Annotated in this window: 20 protein-coding genes; 14 read left to right on the top strand and 6 right to left on the bottom strand. The window is 71.0% G+C overall.

Features of this window, described 5'->3' with window-relative positions:
- Positions 1-317: 317 nt before the first annotated feature.
- On the top strand, positions 318-2,204 hold the full coding sequence (locus tag ACWGI2_RS06065; RefSeq protein ID WP_453694268.1) for an ABC transporter ATP-binding protein: 1,887 nt from the start codon (positions 318-320) through the stop codon (positions 2,202-2,204).
- Between the two features lie 9 nt (positions 2,205-2,213).
- Here ACWGI2_RS06065 and ACWGI2_RS06070 read toward each other — a convergent pair whose 3' ends face one another.
- Positions 2,214-3,755 (bottom strand): MFS transporter, encoded by a 1,542-nt coding sequence (locus ACWGI2_RS06070; RefSeq protein WP_453694269.1) that lies wholly within the window; start codon positions 3,753-3,755, stop codon positions 2,214-2,216.
- A gap of 106 nt (positions 3,756-3,861) precedes the next feature.
- Between ACWGI2_RS06070 and ACWGI2_RS06075 the strand changes: the two genes are divergently transcribed.
- Positions 3,862-4,575: a TetR/AcrR family transcriptional regulator gene (locus tag ACWGI2_RS06075; RefSeq protein ID WP_453694270.1), complete on the top strand. Its 714-nt coding sequence runs from the start codon at positions 3,862-3,864 to the stop codon at positions 4,573-4,575.
- A 13-nt stretch (positions 4,576-4,588) separates the two neighbouring features.
- Positions 4,589-6,865, top strand: a complete 2,277-nt coding sequence (locus ACWGI2_RS06080; protein ID WP_453694271.1) for a sulfatase-like hydrolase/transferase — start codon at positions 4,589-4,591, stop codon at positions 6,863-6,865.
- 30 nt (positions 6,866-6,895) lie between these two features.
- Here the strand turns inward: ACWGI2_RS06080 and ACWGI2_RS06085 are convergent, their stop codons facing one another.
- Complete coding sequence (locus ACWGI2_RS06085; protein WP_453694272.1) at positions 6,896-7,525, bottom strand: glyoxalase; 630 nt, start codon at positions 7,523-7,525, stop codon at positions 6,896-6,898.
- A 184-nt stretch (positions 7,526-7,709) separates the two neighbouring features.
- On the opposite strand from ACWGI2_RS06085, the gene panD reads away from it, so the two are divergent.
- The 5 genes from panD (at position 7,710) to ACWGI2_RS06110 (ending at position 9,965) form a co-directional block, all read left to right on the top strand.
- Positions 7,710-8,159, top strand: coding sequence for an aspartate 1-decarboxylase (gene panD / locus ACWGI2_RS06090; protein WP_453694273.1), 450 nt, complete (start codon positions 7,710-7,712; stop codon positions 8,157-8,159).
- Positions 8,156-8,503 (top strand): GNAT family N-acetyltransferase, encoded by a 348-nt coding sequence (locus ACWGI2_RS06095; RefSeq protein ID WP_453694274.1) that lies wholly within the window; start codon positions 8,156-8,158, stop codon positions 8,501-8,503. The genes panD and ACWGI2_RS06095 overlap by 4 nt, the downstream gene beginning before the upstream one ends.
- The gene (locus tag ACWGI2_RS06100) at positions 8,497-9,156 is read left to right on the top strand and encodes an aspartate/glutamate racemase family protein (protein ID WP_453694275.1); all 660 of its coding nucleotides are present in this window, start codon (positions 8,497-8,499) and stop codon (positions 9,154-9,156) included. Before ACWGI2_RS06095 ends, ACWGI2_RS06100 begins: the two co-directional genes overlap by 7 nt.
- Positions 9,157-9,228: 72 nt before the next feature.
- A complete protein-coding gene (locus tag ACWGI2_RS06105) occupies positions 9,229-9,675 on the top strand; it encodes a nitroreductase family deazaflavin-dependent oxidoreductase (protein WP_453394843.1) in 447 nt (148 codons plus the stop codon).
- 95 nt (positions 9,676-9,770) lie between these two features.
- The gene (locus ACWGI2_RS06110) at positions 9,771-9,965 is read left to right on the top strand and encodes a hypothetical protein (protein ID WP_399393755.1); all 195 of its coding nucleotides are present in this window, start codon (positions 9,771-9,773) and stop codon (positions 9,963-9,965) included.
- A 73-nt stretch (positions 9,966-10,038) separates the two neighbouring features.
- On the opposite strand, the gene gndA is transcribed toward ACWGI2_RS06110, so the two are convergent.
- The gene (gndA, locus tag ACWGI2_RS06115) at positions 10,039-11,481 is read right to left on the bottom strand and encodes an NADP-dependent phosphogluconate dehydrogenase (protein WP_453694276.1); all 1,443 of its coding nucleotides are present in this window, start codon (positions 11,479-11,481) and stop codon (positions 10,039-10,041) included.
- 100 nt (positions 11,482-11,581) lie between these two features.
- On the opposite strand from gndA, the gene ACWGI2_RS06120 reads away from it, so the two are divergent.
- Together ACWGI2_RS06120 and ACWGI2_RS06125 are read left to right on the top strand one after the other, a co-directional pair.
- Entirely contained in the window at positions 11,582-12,553 is a 972-nt protein-coding gene (locus tag ACWGI2_RS06120) for an acetylxylan esterase (RefSeq protein ID WP_453694277.1), read from the top strand.
- Positions 12,554-12,668: 115 nt separating this feature from the next.
- The gene (locus ACWGI2_RS06125; RefSeq protein WP_453694278.1) at positions 12,669-13,868 is read left to right on the top strand and encodes a transglycosylase family protein; all 1,200 of its coding nucleotides are present in this window, start codon (positions 12,669-12,671) and stop codon (positions 13,866-13,868) included.
- 91 nt (positions 13,869-13,959) lie between these two features.
- On the opposite strand, the gene ACWGI2_RS06130 is transcribed toward ACWGI2_RS06125, so the two are convergent.
- The gene (locus ACWGI2_RS06130; RefSeq protein WP_453394847.1) at positions 13,960-14,970 is read right to left on the bottom strand and encodes a DMT family transporter; all 1,011 of its coding nucleotides are present in this window, start codon (positions 14,968-14,970) and stop codon (positions 13,960-13,962) included.
- Between the two features lie 354 nt (positions 14,971-15,324).
- Here ACWGI2_RS06130 and ACWGI2_RS06135 point away from each other — a divergent pair, with 354 nt between their 5' ends.
- The 4 genes from ACWGI2_RS06135 to glgC are packed head-to-tail and all read left to right on the top strand — an operon-like array spanning position 15,325 to position 19,295.
- Positions 15,325-16,062 (top strand): class I SAM-dependent methyltransferase, encoded by a 738-nt coding sequence (locus ACWGI2_RS06135; protein ID WP_453694279.1) that lies wholly within the window; start codon positions 15,325-15,327, stop codon positions 16,060-16,062.
- A 30-nt stretch (positions 16,063-16,092) separates the two neighbouring features.
- Positions 16,093-16,833, top strand: a complete 741-nt coding sequence (locus ACWGI2_RS06140) for a (2Fe-2S)-binding protein (protein ID WP_453694280.1) — start codon at positions 16,093-16,095, stop codon at positions 16,831-16,833.
- Positions 16,834-16,885: 52 nt separating this feature from the next.
- A complete protein-coding gene (glgA, locus tag ACWGI2_RS06145) occupies positions 16,886-18,052 on the top strand; it encodes a glycogen synthase (RefSeq protein WP_453694281.1) in 1,167 nt (388 codons plus the stop codon).
- Positions 18,053-18,074: 22 nt separating this feature from the next.
- The gene (gene glgC, locus ACWGI2_RS06150; protein ID WP_453694282.1) at positions 18,075-19,295 is read left to right on the top strand and encodes a glucose-1-phosphate adenylyltransferase; all 1,221 of its coding nucleotides are present in this window, start codon (positions 18,075-18,077) and stop codon (positions 19,293-19,295) included.
- Positions 19,296-19,351: 56 nt separating this feature from the next.
- Here glgC and ACWGI2_RS06155 read toward each other — a convergent pair whose 3' ends face one another.
- Together ACWGI2_RS06155 and ACWGI2_RS06160 are read right to left on the bottom strand one after the other, a co-directional pair.
- On the bottom strand, positions 19,352-20,341 hold the full coding sequence (locus ACWGI2_RS06155) for an ABC transporter permease (RefSeq protein WP_453394941.1): 990 nt from the start codon (positions 20,339-20,341) through the stop codon (positions 19,352-19,354).
- A gap of 32 nt (positions 20,342-20,373) precedes the next feature.
- Positions 20,374-21,339 carry an ABC transporter permease gene (locus tag ACWGI2_RS06160; RefSeq protein ID WP_453694283.1) on the bottom strand — a complete coding sequence of 322 codons (966 nt, stop codon included), beginning with the start codon at positions 21,337-21,339 and terminating at the stop codon, positions 20,374-20,376.
- Positions 21,340-21,475 lie beyond the last annotated feature (136 nt).

A 21,475-nucleotide genomic window follows, 5' to 3' on the forward strand; every position in this document is an offset into this window, starting at 1 on the left:
GATGGAGGGGGCTCGTGGGGCTCGGGCGTTGCGGCGCGGCCTGGGCGGTCCCGGTGCCCGCGGCGGTGAGGCCGCCTCCGGCGACGGCTGTGCCGCCGATCGCGGACAGCAGAGTACGCCTTCGTAGCTCTCGCATGTGTTCGCCTTCTCGCATCAGGAAGTCGACAATCTCTGTGTTGGCCACAAGAGTTGAAGCGAAAGTACGTTCCTGTTACATGCGGGTCAAGGGATGGGACAGGGACGCGCGGGAGACTCGTTTCGGTGATGTGACCCCAGGGGCTTGACCTCAAGGAAGCTTGAGGTTCTACGTTCCTCTCATGAGCATGGAAACGACAGCCTGGACCCAGCTGCACAGCGTGATGAACGCCGAGCAGGACCGCCGTCCCTTCGCCCGCGCCACCTTGCGCCGCATCGGGACCTTCGCCCGCCCGCACAAACGCCGCATCGTCTACTTCGTTCTCCTGAGCATCATCACCGCACTTCTCGCGGTGGCGACCCCTGTCCTGGCCGGCAGCGTCGTGGACGTGATCGTCTCGGACGGCGACTCCTCGCTCGTCGTCCGGTACGCCCTGCTCATCGCCGTCATCGCCGTCGCCGAGGCCGCCTTCGGCCTCCTGGGCCGCTGGCTCTCGGCGAACCTGGGGGAGGGGCTCATCCTCGACCTGCGGACGGCCGTCTTCGACCACGTACAGCGCATGCCCGTCGCCTTCTTCACCCGTACCCGCACCGGCGCGCTCGTCAGCCGCCTCAACAACGACGTGATCGGCGCCCAGCGCGCGTTCAGCAACACGCTCTCCGGCGTCGTCGGCAACGTGGTCACGCTGCTCCTGACCCTGGCCGTGATGCTCAAGCTCTCCTGGCAGATCACGCTCCTCGCGCTGATCCTGCTTCCCGTCTTCATCATCCCCGCCCGCCGCATGGGCTCCCGCATGGCGAAGCTCCAGCGCGAGGCCGCACACCACAACGCGGCCATGGGCACACGCATGACCGAGCGCTTCTCCGCTCCGGGCGCAACCCTCATCAAGCTCTTCGGGCGTCCCGGCGCCGAGTCCGAGGAGTTCGCCACGCGGGCCCGGCGGGTGCGGGACATCGGTGTCCGCACGGCCATGGCACAGTCCACGTTCATCACCGCGCTCACGCTGGTCTCGGCCCTCGCGCTGGCCCTCGTCTACGGCCTCGGCGGCTACTTCGCCCTGAACGGCAGCCTGGAAGCGGGCGCCATCGTGTCCCTCGCCCTGCTCCTGACCCGCCTCTACGCACCGCTGACCTCCCTGGCCGGAGCACGTGTCGAGGTCATGAGCGCGCTCGTCAGCTTCGAGCGGGTCTTCGAGGTCCTCGACCTGAAGCCGCTGATCGACGAGAAGCCGGACGCACGTGAGGTGCCCTCAGGACCGGTGGCGGTGGAGTTCGACGACGTCCGCTTCGGCTACCCGTCCGCCGACAAGGTCTCCCTTGCCTCACTCGAAGAGGTCGCGTCCCTCGACACCCGGGGCGGCGAAGAAGTCCTGCACGGCCTCTCCTTCCGCGCCGAGCCGGGCCAGACCGTCGCGCTCGTCGGATCGTCGGGCGCGGGCAAGTCGACGATCGCGCAACTGCTTCCCCGGCTGTACGACGCGGACGGCGGGGCCGTGCGCATCGGCGGGGTCGACGTCCGCGACCTCTCCGCGGCGTCCATGCGCAAGACCCTCGGCATGGTCACCCAGGACGGCCACCTCTTCCACGAGTCGGTCCGCGCCAACCTGCTGCTCGCCCGCCCCGAAGCCACCGAGGACGACCTGTGGGACGTCCTGCGCAGGGCCCGCCTCGAAGCCCTCGTACGCTCCCTGCCCGACGGCCTCGACACCGTGGTCGGCGAGCGCGGCTACCGCCTCTCCGGCGGCGAGCGCCAGCGGATGACCATCGCCCGGCTGCTGCTCGCCCAGCAGCGGGTGGTCATCCTCGACGAGGCCACGGCGCACCTCGACAACACCTCGGAGGCGGCGGTCCAGGAAGCGCTCGCCGAGGCGCTGGAGGGCCGCACCGCGATCGTCATCGCGCACCGGCTCTCCACGGTGCGGACCGCCGACCAGATCCTCGTCGTCGAGGCCGGGCGGATCGTGGAGCGCGGGACGCACGAGGAACTGCTCGTGGTGGGGGGCCGGTACGCGGAGCTGTACCGCACCCAGTTCGCGGGGAAGGCGGAGGAGGAGGCGCTGGCGGCGTAGGAGCGTGGCTCATCTCCGGCTTCTCCGGTCCCGTTCCGTCGGTCCACGACGGGACGGGACCCCTTCTTGTTCCCCGCCCACGAGCCGCAGCATTCCGCCCGAAGCCGGAGCGCGGCCGTGCCGCATCGCCGCCGCCACCATGAGTCCCGCGAACGCGACCGCCGCGGCGAGACCGAACGCGAGCGCGTAGCCGGTCTCCGCGTACAGGATCCGGTCCTCGTCCGAGTCGTCCACCACGTGCCGGGCGAGAATCGCTCCGAGGAGCGTCACGCCCGTCGCCTGGCCCAGGTTGTTGGCCACGCCCATCAGGCCCGCGCCCACCGCCGTGCGCTCGGGCGGCACCGCCTCCACGACCAGGTTCGAGACGCCGACGAAGAAGCAGCCGAATCCCATGCCCATGAACAGCGCGGCGAGGAGGAGTTGCCACAGCGCGGTGTGCAGCAGCGCCAGGGTGAGGGTCGCGCCGGTCAGTCCGGCGAGGGCGACCAGGAGCGTGTGGCGGGGGCCGCGGCGCCGGGCGAGGAGCCCGCCGAGCGGCCCGCAGGCCGCGCCGATGAGGCCCTGCGGCACCAGGAACACCGCAGCGCCGACGATGCTCATCCCGAAGCCGTAGCCGAGCGACGACGGTGTCTGGACCAGCATCGGCATCGCGAATGCCGTCCCGCCGATCGCGAAGGCTCCCGCGAACGCCGCCGTCAGCGTCCAGCGCAGCGCGGGCCCCGTCAGGAGCCGCAGGTCGATCAGCGGGTCCGGGGTGCGCAGTTCACGTCGTACGAAGCCTGCGAGCAGGAGCGATGAGCAGCCCAGGGTGGCCAGCGTGGGCGCCGAGGCCCAGCCCCAGCCGCCGCCCTGGCCGATGAACAGCAGCAGCCCGCCCGCGCCCGTGCCGAGGAGCAGGCCGCCCGCCGCGTCGACACCGCGCCGGTCGGCGGCAGTTCGGCGGACCGGCGACTCGGGCAGGGCGCGCGCGAACCAGGGCGTGAGGACGACGACGTAGGCGAGGGCGAACCAGAACACCGCGCGGTAGCCGAAGGCCTGGCCAAGCGCGCCGCCGGTCAGCGGGCCGATGATCGCGCTCAGGCCGATGCCCGTGGTGACCGCGCCGAGCGCCACCGGGACCACCCGCGCCGGGAAGATGTCACGGATCAGGCCGTACGCCGCCGGTGCCATCACCAGACAGGTGCCCTGCACGGCCCGGCCGGCGAGCAGCACGGCGTACGACGACGCGAGCGCGCAGATCAGCGAACCGGCGGCGAAGCACCCGGCCGCGTACAGGATCATCCGCTTCTTGCCGATGGCGTCGGCGACCCGCCCGAGCAGCGGCTGCGCCACCACGCCCGTCAGGCTCACCACGGTCAGTGTCCAGCCGATGGATGGCGTGTCGAACGCGTCGGACATCAGCGGCAACACCGGGTAGATCAGGGTGAGTTCGAGGGCGGTGACCTCCGTGAGCAGGACGAGCGGGACGAGCAGGAGGGCGTACGAGGCCGGGGAGAGGTCGTCGGGCAGCGGGGCGCCGCGGGGTGAGGGGGAGGGAGGGGGAGAGGGCATGGCTCGGGTCGCACCACCGCTCGTCGGCTCAACCAGCCTGCTCACACTGGGAGTTCAGGTTCTAACGCACTTGCGTTGAAGGGGCAAGGCCCACACACTGGCCGACGTGACCGATCCCCACAAGGGCCCCGGCTCCACCCGGGTCCGGCTCATCGAGACCGCGGAGCGGCTGTTCGCCGAACGCGGCATCCACGCGGTGTCACTGCGCGAGATCGCCGCGGCGGCCGGACAGCGCAACACCTCGGCCGTCGCCTACCACTTCGGGGACAAGCGCGGCCTGGTCACCGCCGTGTACGCCCACCGGCTCGGGCCGACGAACGAAGGGCAGCTGCGCCGCTTGGCCGCGCTCGACGCGGAAGGCCGCGGCAAGGAACTGCGCGGCCTCGTCGAGGTGTTCGTACGCCCCATGGCCGACCGGTTGACCCGGGCCGCGCCCGGGCGAAGCACACCGCCCGCACCGCCCAGCTACTTCCTCCGCTTCGTCGCGCAGGCCCTGTACGTCGAGGACATCGCCCCCTACGACCTGGCGGCCGAGACCTGGACCCGTGCGCTCCACGACCTGTACTCCCGCATCGACACGTGCCTCGCCGAGCTCCCCGGCCCGGTCCGCGCCGACCGGTGGCGCGTCTTCGTCGGGCTCACCCTGCACACGCTCGCCGACCACGAACGCGCCCTCCAGTACGGCGCGGCCCGCCCGGGACCCCGCACGGACCTGCTCGTCGCGAACCTCGTCGACGCCGCCGTCGCCGTCCTCACGGCGCCCATCAGCCCCGCGACAAGCGCCGTGCTGGGGCGCCCCTGGCCACCCACCCCCGCGTGAATCGGAGGGACCGATGCCCGACCCCATCCACCCGGCCGATCCACGCCCCGCCCCGGGCGCCCCGGACGTCGTCGTCATCGTCCTCGACGACCTGGGATTCGCCCAACTCGGCTGCTACGGCTCGGACATGGCCACACCCCACATGGACCGCCTCGCCGCCGACGGGGTGCGCTTCAACCGCTTCCACGTCACCGCGATGTGCTCCCCGACCCGCGCCAGTGTGCTGACGGGCCGCAATCACCACGCCGTCGGCATGGGCTTCCTCGTCGACCTGCCGATCGCACACCCCGGCTACACCGCGCGGCTGCCGAAGTCCGCCGCCCCATTGCCCCGCGTGCTGCGCGACGCGGGCTACTCCACGCTCGCCGTCGGCAAGTGGCACCTGACCCCCCGCTGGGAGCGCACCGCGTCGGGGCCGTTCGACCGCTGGCCGCTCGGCTACGGCTTCGAGCGCTTCTACGGATTCCTGCAAGGCGACACCAACCACTACGCCCCGCACCTCGTACGCGACAACCACTACACCGAGCCCCCGGCGGGCCCCGACGACGGCTACCACCTCAGCGAGGACCTGGCCGACTCGGCGATCCGCATGATCCTCGACCAGAAACAGGCCACCCCCGACAAGCCGTACTTCCTCTACTTCCCGCTCGGCGCGACGCACGCCCCGCACCACGTGCCCCGCGCCTGGAGCGACCGCTACCGGGGCCGGTACGACCAGGGCTGGGAGCGTTGGCGCGAGGAGACGTTCGCCCGGCAGACCGCCATCGGTGTCGTGCCGGAGGGCACGGAGCTCTCGCCCCGCCCGCCCTGGATCCAGGACTGGCGGGAGCTGCACGGGGACGAGCGACGGACCTTCGCTCGCATGCAGGAGGTGTTCGCGGGGTTCCTCACCCACACCGACGCCCAGATAGGCCGCCTCACTGACTTCCTGCGCCGCATCGGACGCCTCGACAACACCCTCGTCCTGATCCTCTCCGACAACGGGGCAAGCGCGGAGGGCGGCAGCCTCGGCACCCTCAACGAACACCGGTTCACGGCCCGTTCGGGCGACAGCGCCGCCCGCAACCTCGCCGCGCTCGACGACTGGGGAGGCCCCGCGACCTATCCGCACTACGCCTGGGGCTGGGCGTGGGCGGGCAACACTCCGCTGCGGCTGTGGAAGCGCTACACCTGGCTGGGCGGCACCCGCGCCCCGCTCATCGCCCACTGGCCGCGCCGCGTCCGGGACGCGGGCGCCATCCGCTCCGGGTTCGCGCACGCGGTCGATCTCATGCCGACGATCCTCGACGCGTGTGGGGTCCGGGCGCCCACGGAGGTCGACGGTGTGCCCCAGCAGCCCGTAGACGGCCGCAGCCTGCTGCCGGTCCTGGACGACCCACGCCATCAACTTCCCACCCCCACCCAGTACTTCGAGATGCTGGGCTCCCGCTCGCTCGTGCACGGCGAGTGGAAGGCGACCACCGACCACGTCTCCTCCGGGGTCGCGGACGAGGAACGCCTCCTGCCCGGCAGCCGCGACTTCGCGGCGGACCGCTGGTCACTCTTCCGCCTGGCGGACGACTTCGCGGAGGCGCGCGATGTGGCGGATCAGCACCCCGACGTCGTACGGAAGCTGGCCGCGCTGTGGGACGAGGAGGCCGCACGCAACCACGTGCTGCCCCTGGACGACCGCATGCAGGAACGCCTCACCGCGATGATCCCGCCCGCCTGGCCGCCGCCCGCCCGCGCGGTCTACGTGCCGGGCGGCGCCCCTGTCCACGACGAGGCGCTGCCCCTGCTCTTCGGCGGGTTCACCCTGACGGTCGACGCAGAGGTCCCGGACGGCACGGTGGCCTCCGGGGTGCTGTGCGGGCTCGGCGACCTCAACGGCGGATTCGTCCTCTACGCCCGGGACGGCCGCCTCACCTTCGCCTGCTCCCGTGCCGGGGACCTGGACCGACTGGCGGCGACCGAGCGGCTCACCGCGGGCCGGCACCGGGTGGGTGTGCGGTTCGACGCGGGGCACCAGAAAGCGGGCCACGGGAGATTCAGCCTCCGCGTGGACGGCGAGGACGTGGCGACCGCCGCGCTCGGGGGCCCCTTCCCGTACACCTTCCAGCACGGGGGCGCGGGGCTGCGCATCGGCCACGACCGGGGGCTTTCGGTCGACGCGGAGTGCTACCGCCCCCCGTTCCCCTGGCGGGGAACCGTGCACGAGGTGGTCATCGACACCACGTCCGCGCGGCAGGAGGGGAGAGCGGTGAGGAGGTCCGCGGACGACGAGCTACGGGCGGCGCTGCACAGCGACTGACCGAGGTGACCGACTGCCTGGGGCGGAACCTCACACCGCCGGCTCCCACACGAACCCGTCCGGGTCGGTGAAGGTCCCGGCGTCGCCGCCGATCGTGAGCCGGTGCGACCCGCTGCCCTCCGGCGGGACACCCGCCACCTTGGCAAGGCCGCGACGCCCGTACAGCGACAGCTTGACGGCACCCCCCGAACCGTCGAACTCGACGTACTTGCTGCCGAAGCTCTTCGCGACCGTGAGGCCGCGGTCGACGTAGAACCGCTTCGTCGCGGCCATGTCGGAGACGCCGAGCAGCAGGACGATCTCGTCGATCTGCCGGCTGTCCGGGCCGGTGTCCTTCTTCGACGAGCTCGCGAGCTGCCAGATCGTCCCGTCAGGGGCCTGTACGACGCCGCCGTAGCCCCACATGGACTTCTTGGCGGGCTTGAGCTCGGTGGCCCCGGCCTTCAGCGCGGCGCCGGCCAGACCGTCGACGATCGATGGCTGCGAGACCACGAGCGACACCGTGAACCCCCGGAAACCGGAGCTCTCCGCCTCCGAGGCCCGCAGGCGTACCTGCTTGTCCAGCCCGAAGGCGTCCGAGTAGAAGCGTTCGGCGGCCGAGGGGTCGGCCACCTCAAGGGTGATGCATTCGATGGAAGTAGTGGAAGTCGTGGAAGTCATGGAACTCACGCTAGGCGCGGGCCGGTGACCGGCGCTTCTTGAATCCTGACCGGTCTCGAGCAACCGGTCTCACAAAATTCCCCGGCCACTGCCCCTGGGCCGGACGCGGAAACATTTGTAGGCTGCGAGGACAGCCCTTGACCTGCAATAACGCGGGCAGGGAGCCTACCTCCCGGAGTGCCTCATGCTGCGCACCATGTTCAAGTCCAAGATCCACCGCGCCACGGTGACCCAGGCGAACCTGCACTACGTAGGCTCCGTCACCATCGACGCCGACCTTCTCGACGCCGCCGACCTGCTGCCCGGTGAGCTCGTGCACATCGTCGACATCAGCAACGGCGCCCGACTGGAGACGTACACCATCGAGGGCGAACGCGGCAGCGGCGTCATCGGCATCAACGGAGCGGCCGCGCACCTCGTGCACCCCGGCGATAAGGTGATCATCATCAGCTACGCCCAGGTCGACGACGCCGAGGCACGCACCCTGCGGCCCAAGGTCGTGCACGTCGACGACGTCGACGGCGCGGTCAACCGCATCGTGGCCCTCGGTGACGACGCGGCGGCGCCGGTGCCTGGCGCCGACGACATGGCGCGCAGCCCGCATGCGGTGCAAGCCCTTCAGGAGAGCCGATGAGCAGTGGGATCGAGATCCGCGACGACCGGGCGCGCGGCGCCCTCGAAGCGCGCGCGGACGGCGAAGTCGTCGGCCAGATCGTCTACTTCACGCTGGACGCACCCGAGTCCGCCCTGGTGCCGGTGCACACCGAAGTGGTGCCCGCCCACGAGGGCGAGGGCATCGCGGGATCCCTTGCCAGGGAGCTGTACGCGATGGCGGCGCGGGAAGGCGTCGCCGTCGCGCCCCTGTGCCCGTACGTCGTGAAGTGGGCCGAGCGGCACCCCGAGGAGGCGCCCGTAGCCTCCGGGGAGCTGGTCAGCGCCGCCCTGGACAAGGTGAAGTCGGACCCGGCCGCATGGTGAACGCGACGCTCGCCCTGCTGCACACCTCTCCCGTGCACGTCCCCGTCTTCGAAGGGCTGCGGGATGAGGATCATCCGGGGTTCGAGCTGCGTCATCTCGTCCACGAGGACCTGCTCGCGCGGGCCCGTGCCGAGGGTCCCGACGCGGTGGCCGACGACGTCCAGGAGCTCCTGGTGCGGGCCGTCGCCGAGGGGGCGGGCGTCGTGCTCTGCACCTGCTCGACCATCGGCGCTGTCACCGAAGCCCGCGCCGCCGCCGTCGGCGTCCCCCTCGTGCGGGTCGACCGGCCCATGGCGGCCGCCGCCGTCGCCGCTGGGCGGTCCGTCGCCGTCGTCGCCACGCTGGAGAGCACCCTGGCGCCGACCCGCGCGCTGGTCGAGGAGGAGGCCGCCCGCGCCGGGCGGTCCGTCGACGTCACGACGGTCCTGGTGGAAGGCGCCTGGGAGCGATTCGAGGCGGGTGACAGGGAAGGCCACGTACGCCTGATCGCGGATGCCGTCGATGCCCTGCAAGGCGTGGATTCCGTCGTCCTCGCCCAGGCGTCCATGGCGGACGCGGCGGACCGCGCCGCCCTCCCCGTACCGGTCATCTCCAGCCCGCGCCCCGGCCTTCGCGCGGCTGTTCTCCGGTGCGGTGGCGGCAGCAAGTCGTAGGGTGACAGCGGGAGTTGAGTGGCCGCTCGACTCCCGCGTACCCCTTCGACCGCACACCTCACAGGAGCGGACATGGCGCAGCAGGACGAAGAAGCCGTGATCAGTCCCACCGGCTGGGTGGCCGCGCAGGCCCGCCTCTACGAGGAGTCGGGCGGCACGAAGGGCGCCGGGGTGCAGGGGGTTCCCTGCCTGCTGCTCGACTACCGCGGACGCCGAACGGGGCAGCTGCGCCGCACCGTACTGATCTACGGCCGCGACGGCGACGACTACCTCGTCGTGGCCTCGAACGGCGGCGCCGACGAGCACCCCCTGTGGTACCGCAACCTCGTCGACGAGCCCGACGTACAGCTCCGCGTAGGCACCGAGGAGCGGTTCGCCGCCCGCGCCGAGACCCTGTCGGCGGAGGACAAGGCCAGGGTCTGGCCGAGCCTCGTCGAGCTGTTCCCCCTCTATGCGGACTACCAGGCCAAGACGGATCGCGACATCCCCGTCATGCGGCTCAGGCGCACCCGGAACTGAGGTCGGACGGCACGAGGACGCGTGGACTCGGCAGGCGTGGGCACGCGAGGCGGGAGAGAGTGGACACGACCGATCTCCGACCCGATGGAGGAGACATGACCGTCCCGTACCCCGACCCCACGCCACCCAGCCCGATCCCCGACCCGGGCGGACCCAACCCGATGCCTGACCCCGAGCGCCCCACACCCGGCCCGGGTCCCGGCCCCGTGCCGCGCCCCACGCCGGACCCGCCGCCGACCCCGCTCCCGCCGCCGGGACCGGAGCCCGAGACCGAGCCGAAGCCGGTCTGACGGCAGGGGAGGCCGACAGGCCCTAAGGCCTGTCGGCGGATCAGGGTGTCGGCGGATCAGGGTCGGACAGGCCCTAGGCCCGCACTTCCGAGCGGTCCCCGCCCCACAGCGTGTGGAACGAGCCCTCGCGGTCCGTACGCCGATAGGTGTGCGCCCCGAAGTAGTCCCGCTGCCCCTGCGTCAGCGCGGCCGGAAGCCGGTCCGCGCGCAGCGCGTCGTAGTAGGCGAGGGCCGCCGAGAAGCCCGGCGTGGGGACACCCTGCCGGGTGGCCGCGACCAGGACCGCGCGCCAGTCGTCCTGGGCCGCACCGATCTCCTGCGCGAACGTCTTGTCCGAGAGCAGGCTCGGCAGATCCGCGCGCGCGTCGTACGCCGCGCGGATGCGGTCCAGGAAGGCGGCGCGGATGATGCAGCCGCCGCGCCAGATGGCGGCGACCGCGCCCAGGTCGATGTCCCAGCCGTACTCCTCGCTGCCCGCGGCGACCTCGTGGAAGCCCTGCGTGTACGACACGATCTTCGACGCGTACAGCGCCTGCTCCACCTGGTCGGCGAAGGCCGCCGCCTCGGCCTCGCCCAGCGGACGCGCCGTCGGGCCCGCCAACTCCTTTGACGCGTCCCGCAGTTCGGAGTGGCCCGAGAGGGAGCGGGCGAACACCGCCTCCGCGATACCCGACACCGGAACGCCCAGGTCGAGGGCGATCTGCACGGTCCAGCGGCCGGTGCCCTTCTGCTCGGCCCGGTCCTGGACGACGTCCACGAACGGCTCGCCCGTCGCGGCGTCCACGTGCTTCAGGACCTCCGCCGTGATCTCGATCAGGTAGGAGTCGAGGCGGCCGGTGTTCCAGGTGCGGAAGATGTCCGCGATCTGCGCGGGGGAGTAGCCCGCCACATCGCGCAGGAGCTGATACGCCTCGGCGATCAGCTGCATGTCCGCGTACTCGATGCCGTTGTGCACCATCTTCACGAAGTGCCCCGCGCCGTCAGGGCCGACGTGCGTGACGCACGGCGAGCCGTCCTCGGCCTTCGCGGAGATCTTCTCCAGCATCGGGCCGAGAGAGGCGTACGACTCCTCGGAGCCGCCCGGCATGATGCTCGGGCCGAGCAGCGCGCCCTCCTCGCCGCCCGAGACACCCGTGCCGACGAAGTGGATGTCCTGCTCGCGCAGTTCACGCTCGCGGCGCCGGGTGTCCGCGAAGTGCGCGTTGCCGCCATCGATGATCATGTCGCCCGGCTCCATGAGCGGCGCGAACTCCTTGATGACGGCGTCGGTGGGCTCGCCCGCCTTCACCATGATGACGAGGCGGCGCGGGCGCTCAAGGGCCGCGACGAACTCCTTGGCGGTCTCGGTGGCGATGAACTCGCCCTCGTGGCCGAACTCCGCGACCAGTGAATGGGTCTTGGCCGCCGTGCGGTTGTGCAGGGCGACGGTGTAGCCGTTGCGTGCGAAGTTACGTGCCAGATTGCGCCCCATGACCGCGAGGCCCGTGACACCGATCTGGGCTGACGTGCTGCTCATGCCGTGGCTCCTGGAAGTGGAAGTGCCGGTGGTGTTCGCCAGTATCGCCCCGCGGCGTAGCGTGACATTGACGACACTGTGTCCGACGGAGGAGCCGCCCGTGCCCCATTTCGACATGCCGCTCGACGAACTGCGCCGCTACCGGCCCGAAGCGAACGAGCCCGAGGATTTCGACGCGTTCTGGGAGAAGACCCTTTCGGCCGCACGCGAGCACGACCTGGACGCCCGCTTCGTTCCCGTCGACGCGCACCTGAGCACGGTCGACGTCTTCGACGTGACGTTCGCGGGGTTCGGCGGGCACCCGGTCAAGGGCTGGCTGATTCTGCCCGCCGGGACGACCGAGCCGCTTCCCGCCGTCGTCGAGTACATCGGATACGGCGGCGGGCGCGGCCTCCCGCACGAGCGTCTGCTGTGGTCGGCGGCCGGCTTCGCGCACTTCGTGATGGACACCCGGGGGCAGGGCAGCGGCGGTTCGGCGGGCGACACCCCCGACCCGGTCGGCAGCGGGCCCGCCTACCCCGGCTATATGACGCGCGGCATCGAGGATCCTCACGAGTACTACTACCGGCGCGTCTTCACCGACGGCGTACGGGCCGTCGAGGCGGCCCGCGCGCATCCGCTGGTCGACTCCTCGCTCGTCGCGGCGGTCGGCGGCAGCCAGGGCGGCGGTATCACGCTCGCCGTCGGCGGACTCGTCCACGACCTGGCGGCGATCGCGGCCGACGTGCCGTTCCTGTGCGACTTCCCGCGGGCCACGACCCTCACCGACCGGCCGCCGTACCGGGAGATCGCGCTCTACATGAAGGCGAGGCGCGGCGTCGAGGAGCGCGTCTTCCGTACGCTCTCCTACTTCGACGGCGTGCACTTCGCGGCGCGGGGCACGGCGCCCGCACTCTTCTCGGCGGCTCTCGAGGACATGACGTGCCCGCCGTCCACCGTGTTCGCCGCCTGCAACTCCTATGCGGGGGCGGAGCGTTCGATGGAGGTGTACTCCTTCAACGATCACGAGGGCGGCGGCCCCTACCAGCAGAGTGTCCAACTCCAGTGGATCCCGGCGCACTTGAAGGGCTGACCGGTCGGGCGTTCCCTCGGTCGCACACCCTTGTCACGGCTCGGTCGGACCGGCTAACTTGCCGCCTTGTCGTGTGTCCGACGTGACTGTGATGTGTGTGACTGAGGGAGCTCTCATGGCCTTACGCGGTCGGCACCGCCGGTATCAGCCGAACCGGATCAACCGTGCGTCGCTGACCGTCACGGCGGGAGGCGCCGGAATGGCGCTTCCGCTGATGGGCACGGGCACGGCGGAGGCGGCAGACGTCGACACCTGGAACAAGGTCGCCGCCTGCGAGTCCACCAACAACTGGAGCATCAACACCGGCAATGGTTACTACGGCGGCCTCCAGTTCAAGCAGTCCACCTGGGAGGCGTACGGCGGCACGGTCTACGCCCCGCGTGCCGACCGCGCCACCAAGGACCAGCAGATAGCCGTCGCCGAGAAGGTCCTCAAGGCACAGGGCCCGCAGGCCTGGCCGGTCTGCTCGGAGCGGGCGGGCCTGACGCGGGGCGGTGACGCGCCCGACATCACGCCGATGAGCGCGCCCAAGAAGGCGGCGCCCAAGGCCCCCCAGCGCGAGGTCAAGGACGTCAAGCCGGAGGTGACTCCGCAGTCCACCGCGGGCCGCGGCCAGATGTACACGGTCGTACGCGGCGACACGCTCTCCGGGATCGCCGACGAGCGCCGGGTGAGCGGCGGCTGGCGGCAGCTGTACGAGGCCAACCGCTCGACCATCGGCGGCGACCCCGACCTGATCACGCCGGGCCAGCGGCTCGCGCTGCAGGCCGCGCAGAAGAGGGCCGGGAAGCCGGAGGCCACGCCGAAGCCGCGCACGGAGCCGAAGCAGCGGACCGAGCCCAAGCAGCGTGCGGAGCCGAAGCCGAAGCCCAAGGCCGAGCCGAACAAGGCGAAGCCCGCGCAGGCCGGGCAGGGCTTCTCCGCACCCGTGGCCGCATCGCCGAGCACCCCCTACCGCGCCGCGGGCAGCTCCTGGTCGAAGGGCTACCACACGGGAGTCGACTTCGCCGTGGCCACCGGCACTTCCGTGAAGGCCGTCGCCGCGGGCACGGTCGTGTCCTCCGGCTGGGGCGGCTCGTACGGCTACGAAGTGGTGATCCGGCACACCGACGGCAAGTACTCCCAGTACGGCCATCTCTCGGCGCTCACCGTGAAGGCCGGGCAGAAGGTGGGCGCGGGGCAGCGCATCGCGCGCTCGGGGTCCACGGGCAACAGCACCGGCCCGCATCTGCACTTCGAGATCCGGACAGGACCCGGCTTCGGCTCGGACGTAGACCCGCTCGCGTATCTGCGGGCCGGGGGCGTCCGGATCTGACGCGGCCGCTCCGCGTGAACGACGGAAGCCCCCGGGAATCCCCAGGGGCTTCAGGCTTCAGGACGCCCTGCGATCTTTCAGCTTCCAGCTGTCAGAAGCCGATGCGTTCGCGGCCGTGGCCATGGCGGAACAACACCCGCCGGTGCGGCCCGGCGGCGGGCTGGGAGGGCAGCGCGGGCAGCTCGCGCGCCCGCACCTCGGGGGCCACGGTGTCCGCCGCCACGGGGCCGCCCTTGGCCACCGGCACCGTCGGCGCCGGAACGCCCTGCGCCGCGCCGATGCGCTCCGTGGTCAGCAGGATCAGACCGCCGGCCGCGACGACTCCGAAGCCGAGGGCGAGGGCCGTGCCCGCGGAGCCGTAGCGGAACGATTCGCCGAAGAGCGTGAGGCCCACCGCGGCCGCCACGACAGGGTTCACGACCGTCACCGTCGACAGCGGCGCCGCCAGGCCCGCGCCGCGGTACGAGGCCTGCGAGATCAGCACACCGGCCGACGCCAGGACCGCGATCACGCCGAGGCTCGGCAGCTGATGCGTCAGGGGTTCGTTCGCCTCCCAGTCCACCGCCACCGTCTTGGTGAACACCGAGGCGATACCGAAGGCGACGCCCGCCGCACTGGCGAGCAGGACGCTGCGCACCACCGGATGACGGTGCACCGCGTGCGCCACGACCATGAGCGTCACCACGGCGCCCGCCGACACCAGCGCGACCATGATCCGCTCGGCGTCGTCCAAGGACTGCGCGTCGGCCGACTGCGTCAGCGAGAGCAGCCCGGCGAGACCCACGGTCGCCATGATGGCGCCGCGCCACGCGGTGGCCCCGGCCTTGCGGCGCACGAAGAGGGCGGCCATCGGCAGGGCGAAGACTATGGTCAGGGCGCCGAGCGGCTGCACCAGGCTCAGCGGCCCGTACGCCAGCGCCACCACGTGAAGCAGCGCGCCGAGGCCGTTCAGCGCGATGGCGACCCACCAGACGCCGCGGCGCAGCGGGGCGTACTGCCGCTCCGGCATGCTGGCGGCGACGCGCTCCTGCAGAATGGCCCCGCCGGCATAGGCGACGGCCGAGACGAGGGAGAGCAGCACGGCGACCGTGAGGGCACTCATGAGGTGCTCCACGGCTTGCGTTGCGCCCCCTGGTGGGCCCGGGGCGTCCGGCGCGGCGAACGGTCGGCTTCCATACTCACTACGATCTCGCGAATTTCGCTCCACGTCGTCGTACCTCAGCAGGCATTGAGTCCTACTGCCGATGGAGTACGACCCCGAAGATGTCCTCCCTCGGGTGGGTTACGCAGCGGTTCGGTGGATCATCCAGAATCTCGAAAATTCTTGCGTGATCGCCCCGCTGAGGACCGGCGTCCAGGCCGCACGGCGGGCTGGGGCGTATCGGTCGATCTAGCCTCTGACCTGGTATTTCACGACGCCTGGCCATATTCTTGACCCTTGGGGAAAGGGGTCCGGATGCACCGGAACATACGCAGTGTCGACGACGTCCTGAAGCTCATGGACGGCTTGTTCGCGCCAGAAGCCGACCGCTGGACCGCCGACGCGGCGCACTGGTGGGACGGTTTCTACACCGACCGCTCACGGCCAGTGCCCTTCTTCGTGGCGAAACCGGACGAGAACCTGGCCTCGTACGTCGACCGGGGCCTGCTCACGCCGGGCCGAGCCCTCGACCTGGGCTGCGGGCCCGGCCGCAACTCCCTGTACCTGGCCTCCCTGGGGTTCCAGGTGGACGCAGTCGACCTCTCACCGGCGGCCGTCGCCTGGGCCGAGGAGCGGGCCCGCGAGGCCGGGGCGGACATCCGTTTCCACCGCGGTGACGCCTTCGCCCTAACGGAGGCCGAACTGGATGGCCCCTACGACCTGATCCACGACTCGGGCTGCTTCCACCACCTGCCGCCGCACCGCCGCGTCAGCTACCTCTCCCTGCTCGACCGCACCCTCGCCCCCGGCGGCCACCTCGCCCTCACCAGCTTCGCCGCCGGAGAGGCGGGTGCCGGGTCCGAGCTGCCCGACGCGGACTTCTACCGCGCGTCCGGGCTCCAGGGCGGCCTCGCCTACACGCCCGAGTCCCTGCGCTGGATCTTCTCCGACCTCACGGAGATCGAACTGCGCCGCATGCGCGACGAACCGGACGACTCCGTGTACTTCGGCGAACCCTTCCTCTGGACGGCACTGTTCCGCAAGGACGCCTAGGTCCGGCAAGGACGCCTAGGCTCTGCTCTCGTGGAAACCCCTCTCGACCTGACAGAAGTCGGCTCCGTCGGCGGATTCTTCGCCCTGCGCACAGGGGCGCCGCCCGACGGTGCCCAAGTGACGTCCCTGGCAAGGGTGTACGCGGGAGAGAGCGGGCCCCTCGCGTTCCGCGTCGACAAGGTCGCCGCTCGGCTCGGAGCGCCCGACGCGCGCATCGCGGTGTCCGTGGCGCAGCTGGGGCTCGCGGCGCGGCTGTGGTCCGTGGCGCTCGGCTCCGCCGCGCTGCACGGCGAAGTGCCGGACCTCGACCCGGCGCTCCTGCACTGGGACGCCGACGGCAGCTCGCCCGACGACCTGTGGCTGACGGACGTGCGGACGCGGCCCGGCGACGCCGCGAGCATCCGGGACATCGTGCAGCACGGTCATCTGGCCCCCCTGGCCGACGCCTTGCGCACGCGCCACCGGATCTCCGCACCGCTTCTATGGGGCAACGCGGGCTCCGCGCTCGCCGGAGCCGCACGCGAACTGGACACCTGGGCCCGCCGCAACGGACGTACCGACGTGGGGGAACGCGCACGGGCGCTCGCCGTCGAACTCTTCGACCACCCCGACCTGCGCGGCACCGGAACCCTGACCGGCTCCGCGTTCCGCCGCCGAAGCTGCTGCCTCTACTACCGCTGCCCGGGCGGCGGCCTGTGCGGCGACTGCTGCTTCGACCGGCCGCCCCAGAGGCCGGTGCGGGCCTCTTCCCCACCGGGCGCTTCTGGGTGACCATGAGGGGACGGGCGACCGACGGCTGGGGCGGACGGACGGGGGGTTCTGCGTGCGAGTGGGACTGCTCACCCGTGAGTATCCGCCGGACGTCTACGGCGGCGCCGGAGTCCATGTCGAGTTCCTGGCAAGGGAGTTAGAGGCCCTCGTCGATGTCGACGTGCACTGCTGGGGGAACGGAGATTCCGCCCGCGGACCCGTACGCCACCAGGCGTGGGACTCCCTCGACGGCGCCAACGACGCCCTGCGGACCTTCTCCGTGGACCTGTCCATGGCGGCCGCTCTCACGGGATGCGACCTCGTCCACTCCCACACCTGGTACGCCAACCTCGCGGGCCACTTCGGCAAGCTCCTGCACGGCATCCCGCACGTCATGACCTCGCACTCCCTGGAGCCCCTGCGCCCCTGGAAGGCCGAGCAACTGGGCGGCGGATACGCCCTGTCCAGCTGGGCCGAGCGCACCGCCGCCGAGGCCGCGGACGGGGTCATCGCCGTCTCGCACGGCATGCGGGCCGACATCCTCAGCTGCTACCCCGCCATCGACCCGGCGAAGGTGCACGTCGTCCACAACGGCATCGACACCGGCCTCTACCGCCCCGACCACGACACGGACGTCCTCGAACACCTGGGCATCGACCCCGAGCGGCCCTACGTCCTGTTCGTCGGCCGCATCACCCGGCAGAAGGGCGTCCCCCATCTGCTGCGTGCCGCCAAGGAGTTGGACCCCGCCGCCCAGCTCGTGCTCTGCGCCGGAGCCCCAGACACCCCGCAGATCGACGCCGAGTTCCGCACCCTCTTCGAGGAGTTGAGCCGCGCCCGCGGGGGAGTCCACTGGATCCCGGAGATGCTGCCGCGCCCCCAGGTCATCCAACTCCTCACCCACGCCCGGGCGTTCGTCTGCCCTTCCGTGTACGAGCCGCTCGGCATCGTGAACCTCGAGGCGATGGCCTGCGGCACGCCGGTCGTGGCGTCGGACGTCGGCGGCATCCCCGAGGTCGTCGCCGACGGAAGCACAGGGCTCCTCGTCCCGTACGAGGAGCAGGAGCCGGCAGCCTTCGAGGCGCGGCTCGCGCAGACCCTGAACGAACTGGTCGCCGATCCGCGCACCGCGAGCCGCATGGGCGCTGCCGGACGCGACCGGGCCGTCAGGGAGTTCGGCTGGGACGCGGTCGCGCGACGCACGGCCGGCGTGTACGCGGAGTTACTCGAGTCCAAGTGATCCCAGTTAAGGGGGCGGCGCGATGCGCGGTGGACCTTCGGTGCTCGGAATCGTCCTGGCGGGCGGTGAGGGAAAACGCCTGCAACCCCTCACGGCCGACCGGGCCAAACCAGCGGTCACGTTCGGCGGCACGTACCGCCTCGTCGACTTCGTGCTCTCCAATCTCGTCAACGGCGACATCCTGCGGATCTGCGTACTGACCCAGTACAAGTCGCACTCCCTGGACCGGCACGTCACCACCACCTGGCGGATGTCCAGCCTCCTCGGCAACTACGTCACTCCGGTCCCGGCACAGCAACGCCTCGGCCCGCGCTGGTACTTGGGCAGCGCGGACGCGATCCTCCAGTCCCTCAACCTCGTCCACGACGAACAGCCCGACTACATCGCGGTGTTCGGCGCCGACCACGTCTACCGCATGGACCCGCGGCAGATGCTCAACCAGCACTTCGAGAGCGGCGCGGGGGTGACGGTCGCCGGGATCCGCGTGCCGCGCTCGGAGGCGTCGTCCTTCGGCATCATCACGCCCGCCCGGGACGGCCTGCGCGTCGACCGCTTCCTGGAGAAGCCCACCGACCCGCCCGGCCTGCCCGGATCGCCGAACGAGGTCTTCGCCTCCATGGGCAACTACGTCTTCACGACGAAGACCCTCGTCGACGCCATCCAGCAGGACGCCGAGGACGACAACTCCAAGCACGACATGGGCGGTTCGATCCTGCCCATGCTCACCGAGCGCGGTATTGCCCAGGTGTACGACTTCGACGACAACCACGTACCGGGGGAGACCGCGCGCGACCACGGCTACTGGCGTGACGTCGGCACGCTCGACGCGTACTACGAAGCGCACATGGACCTGATCTCCGACCAGCCGGTCTTCAACCTGGACAACCGGCGCTGGCCCATCTACACCCACCCGGGCGGCCTGCCACCCGCCAAGTTCTGCGCGGCGGGCATCGCCAGCGAGTCCATCGTCAGCGCCGGTTGCGTCATCCGGGGGCAGGTCACGCGCTCCGTACTCTCACCCGGCGTGACGATCGAGGACGGGGCGGTGGTGCAGGGGTCGGTGCTGCACGACAACGTCCGCGTGGGCAGGGGAGCGGTGGTGCGGGGCGCCGTCCTCGACAAGAACGTGGACGTCCCGCCCGGGGCGACGATCGGGGTCAATCCCGAGCGGGACGAACAGCTCTACACGGTGTCGAAGGGCGGTGTGATCGCGCTGGGGAAGGGGCAGGTTGTTCCCATGTAGCCCGGACCGCCCCGTCCGCCCCGTCCGCCCTGTCCGCCCGTGCGAAGTCGTGTCCTCTACAACACCCTTCGTCTGCGCCCCAGCCACGTCTGTGCGATCACCACGAGCGCCAAGAAGGCGCCGCTGACCACCTGTTGGTAGGCCGAGTCGAGCGAGCCGATCTGGTTGATGACGTTCTGGATGACCTTCAGGAGCAGTACGCCGACGAGTGAGCCGCTGATGAAGCCGAATCCGCCGGTCAGCAGCGTGCCGCCGATGACGACCGCGGAGATCGCCTCAAGTTCCATGCCCGAGCCGAGGATGGTGACGCCCGAGACCAGCCAGGCCGCGTTGAGCGCTCCCGCGAGGCCCGCGCAGAGGCCGGAGAGTGTGTAGACGGTGACCTTGGTGCGGGCCACGGGGGCGCCCATGAGAGCCGCCGCGTCCTCGTTGCCGCCCACCGCGTACACGTACTGCCCGAAGCGGCTGCGGCGCAGCACGACGGCGCCGGCGACGAAGAGGGCGAGGGTGATCCAGACCGGGGCTCCTACGCCGAGGACCTTTCCCTGGCCGAGCGTCGCGAAGAAGGTGTTTTTGTCGACAAGGTAGGTCTTCGAACCCTCGTCCGTGATGGACAGGAGGATGCCGCGTGCGCCGAGCATCGCGGCCAGCGTCACGATGAAGGGGGCGAGGCGGGAGCGGGCGATGAGGAGGCCGTTGACCAGGCCGATGAGTCCGCAGACGGCGAGGGGGAGGAGGAGTGCCACCGCCGTTCCGTACTGGGAACCCCAGGCCGCGAGGACGCCGCCGAGAGCGAAGAGCGAGCCGACCGAGAGGTCGATGCCGCCCGTGATGATCACGAACGTCATGCCGAGCGCCACGACCGCGAGGAACGCGGAGGACACCGCCATGTTCTCCAGGTTGTCGCCGGTCAGGAACGTGTCGAAGCTGAGCGACGCGGCTGTGACGGCCACGAGCAACGTGACCAGGGCGCCGTGTTGCTGGGCCAGGGCACTGATGCGCTCGGAGCGGGTCGGGCCTGTTGGTTCGTCCTCTGGCTTCTTCATGGGCTTGTTGGCCTCGGATAGGACGGTGCCGGTCACCGCTTGCCCCTCTCCCGTGCCGCGTAGACGGCGAGAATGATCACTACGGCCTGGGCGATCTGGGTCCAGGAGGGCGGCAGATCATGCTTGATGAGCGTGGCGGTGAGCAGCTGGATCAGCACGGCGCCCGCGACGGTGCCGCCGATCCGTACCCGCCCGCCGCTGAGCGGGGTGCCGCCGACCACGACCGCGGTGATCGCGGACAGTTCCATCAGGTTGCCGAGCGAGGTCGGATCGCTTGCGGTGAGCCGGGCTGTCGCGAGGACGCCCGCAATGGCGGCGAGTGCTCCGGAGCAGACGTAGACCAGGATCAGGACACGGCGTACGGGGAGCCCCGCGAGGCGGGCCGCGGGGCGGCTGTCGCCGATGGCGAGGAGCTGGCGGCCGAAGGTGGTTCGGCGGACGACGAAGGCTACGAGGAGGGCGAGTGCTGCGGCTATCAGGACGAGGTAGGGGATGCCGAGGATCGCTCCGGATCCGAGCGATGCCATGGTCGGGTCGCGTACGTCCTTGAGCTGGGGGAGGAGTACGAGGGCGAGGCCCCGGCCCGCGACCATCAACGCCAGTGTGGCGACGATGGGTTGGACGCCGATGAAGGCGATGAGGGAGCCGTTCGCGATGCCTATGGCTGCGCCGCCTATGACCGCGACTATGAGGGCGATCCATGTCCCGTAGCCGAGGTAGAGGGAGAGGAGGGACGTGGACAGTGCCATGACGGAGCCGACGGAGAGGTCTACGCCCTCGCTGCCTATGGCTAGCGCCATGCCTAGGGCGACGATGAGGACGGGGGCTACCTGGACTGCCTGGGTGCGGAAGTTCTCGGCGGAGAGGAAGTGGGGGGTCAGGGCGATGTTCAGGATCAGGAGTACGGCTACGCCTGCGTATACGCCGTAGTTCTGGAGGAGGCGGAGGGTGCGCTCGCGGTCGGTGGGTGCGTTGCCTTCTAGGGCGAGGTCAGCCATGGGTGCTCCCGGTGCTCCCGGTGCTCCCGGTGCTCCCGGTGCTCCCGGTGCTCCCGGTGCTCCCGGTGCTCCCGGTGCTCCCGGTGCTCCCGGTGCTCCGGGTGCCCCGGGTGCGCCTTTGCTCTTCTGTGGGGCG

The sequence above is a fragment of the Streptomyces sp. NPDC054866 genome (assembly GCF_053610745.1).

Coding starts and splice junctions, on each gene's coding strand:
- ACWGI2_RS06110 (WP_399393755.1), top strand. CDS start 9,771: ATGACCGTCCCGTACCCCGACCCCACGCCACCCAGCCCGATCCCCGAC.
- ACWGI2_RS06085 (WP_453694272.1), bottom strand. CDS start 7,525: ATGACTTCCACGACTTCCACTACTTCCATCGAATGCATCACCCTTGAG.
- ACWGI2_RS06100 (WP_453694275.1), top strand. CDS start 8,497: ATGGTGAACGCGACGCTCGCCCTGCTGCACACCTCTCCCGTGCACGTC.
- ACWGI2_RS06125 (WP_453694278.1), top strand. CDS start 12,669: ATGGCCTTACGCGGTCGGCACCGCCGGTATCAGCCGAACCGGATCAAC.
- ACWGI2_RS06135 (WP_453694279.1), top strand. CDS start 15,325: ATGCACCGGAACATACGCAGTGTCGACGACGTCCTGAAGCTCATGGAC.
- ACWGI2_RS06105 (WP_453394843.1), top strand. CDS start 9,229: ATGGCGCAGCAGGACGAAGAAGCCGTGATCAGTCCCACCGGCTGGGTG.
- ACWGI2_RS06130 (WP_453394847.1), bottom strand. CDS start 14,970: ATGAGTGCCCTCACGGTCGCCGTGCTGCTCTCCCTCGTCTCGGCCGTC.
- ACWGI2_RS06070 (WP_453694269.1), bottom strand. CDS start 3,755: ATGCCCTCTCCCCCTCCCTCCCCCTCACCCCGCGGCGCCCCGCTGCCC.
- ACWGI2_RS06065 (WP_453694268.1), top strand. CDS start 318: ATGAGCATGGAAACGACAGCCTGGACCCAGCTGCACAGCGTGATGAAC.
- ACWGI2_RS06080 (WP_453694271.1), top strand. CDS start 4,589: ATGCCCGACCCCATCCACCCGGCCGATCCACGCCCCGCCCCGGGCGCC.
- gndA (WP_453694276.1), bottom strand. CDS start 11,481: ATGAGCAGCACGTCAGCCCAGATCGGTGTCACGGGCCTCGCGGTCATG.
- ACWGI2_RS06095 (WP_453694274.1), top strand. CDS start 8,156: ATGAGCAGTGGGATCGAGATCCGCGACGACCGGGCGCGCGGCGCCCTC.
- ACWGI2_RS06155 (WP_453394941.1), bottom strand. CDS start 20,341: ATGAAGAAGCCAGAGGACGAACCAACAGGCCCGACCCGCTCCGAGCGC.
- panD (WP_453694273.1), top strand. CDS start 7,710: ATGCTGCGCACCATGTTCAAGTCCAAGATCCACCGCGCCACGGTGACC.
- ACWGI2_RS06160 (WP_453694283.1), bottom strand. CDS start 21,339: ATGGCTGACCTCGCCCTAGAAGGCAACGCACCCACCGACCGCGAGCGC.
- glgC (WP_453694282.1), top strand. CDS start 18,075: ATGCGCGGTGGACCTTCGGTGCTCGGAATCGTCCTGGCGGGCGGTGAG.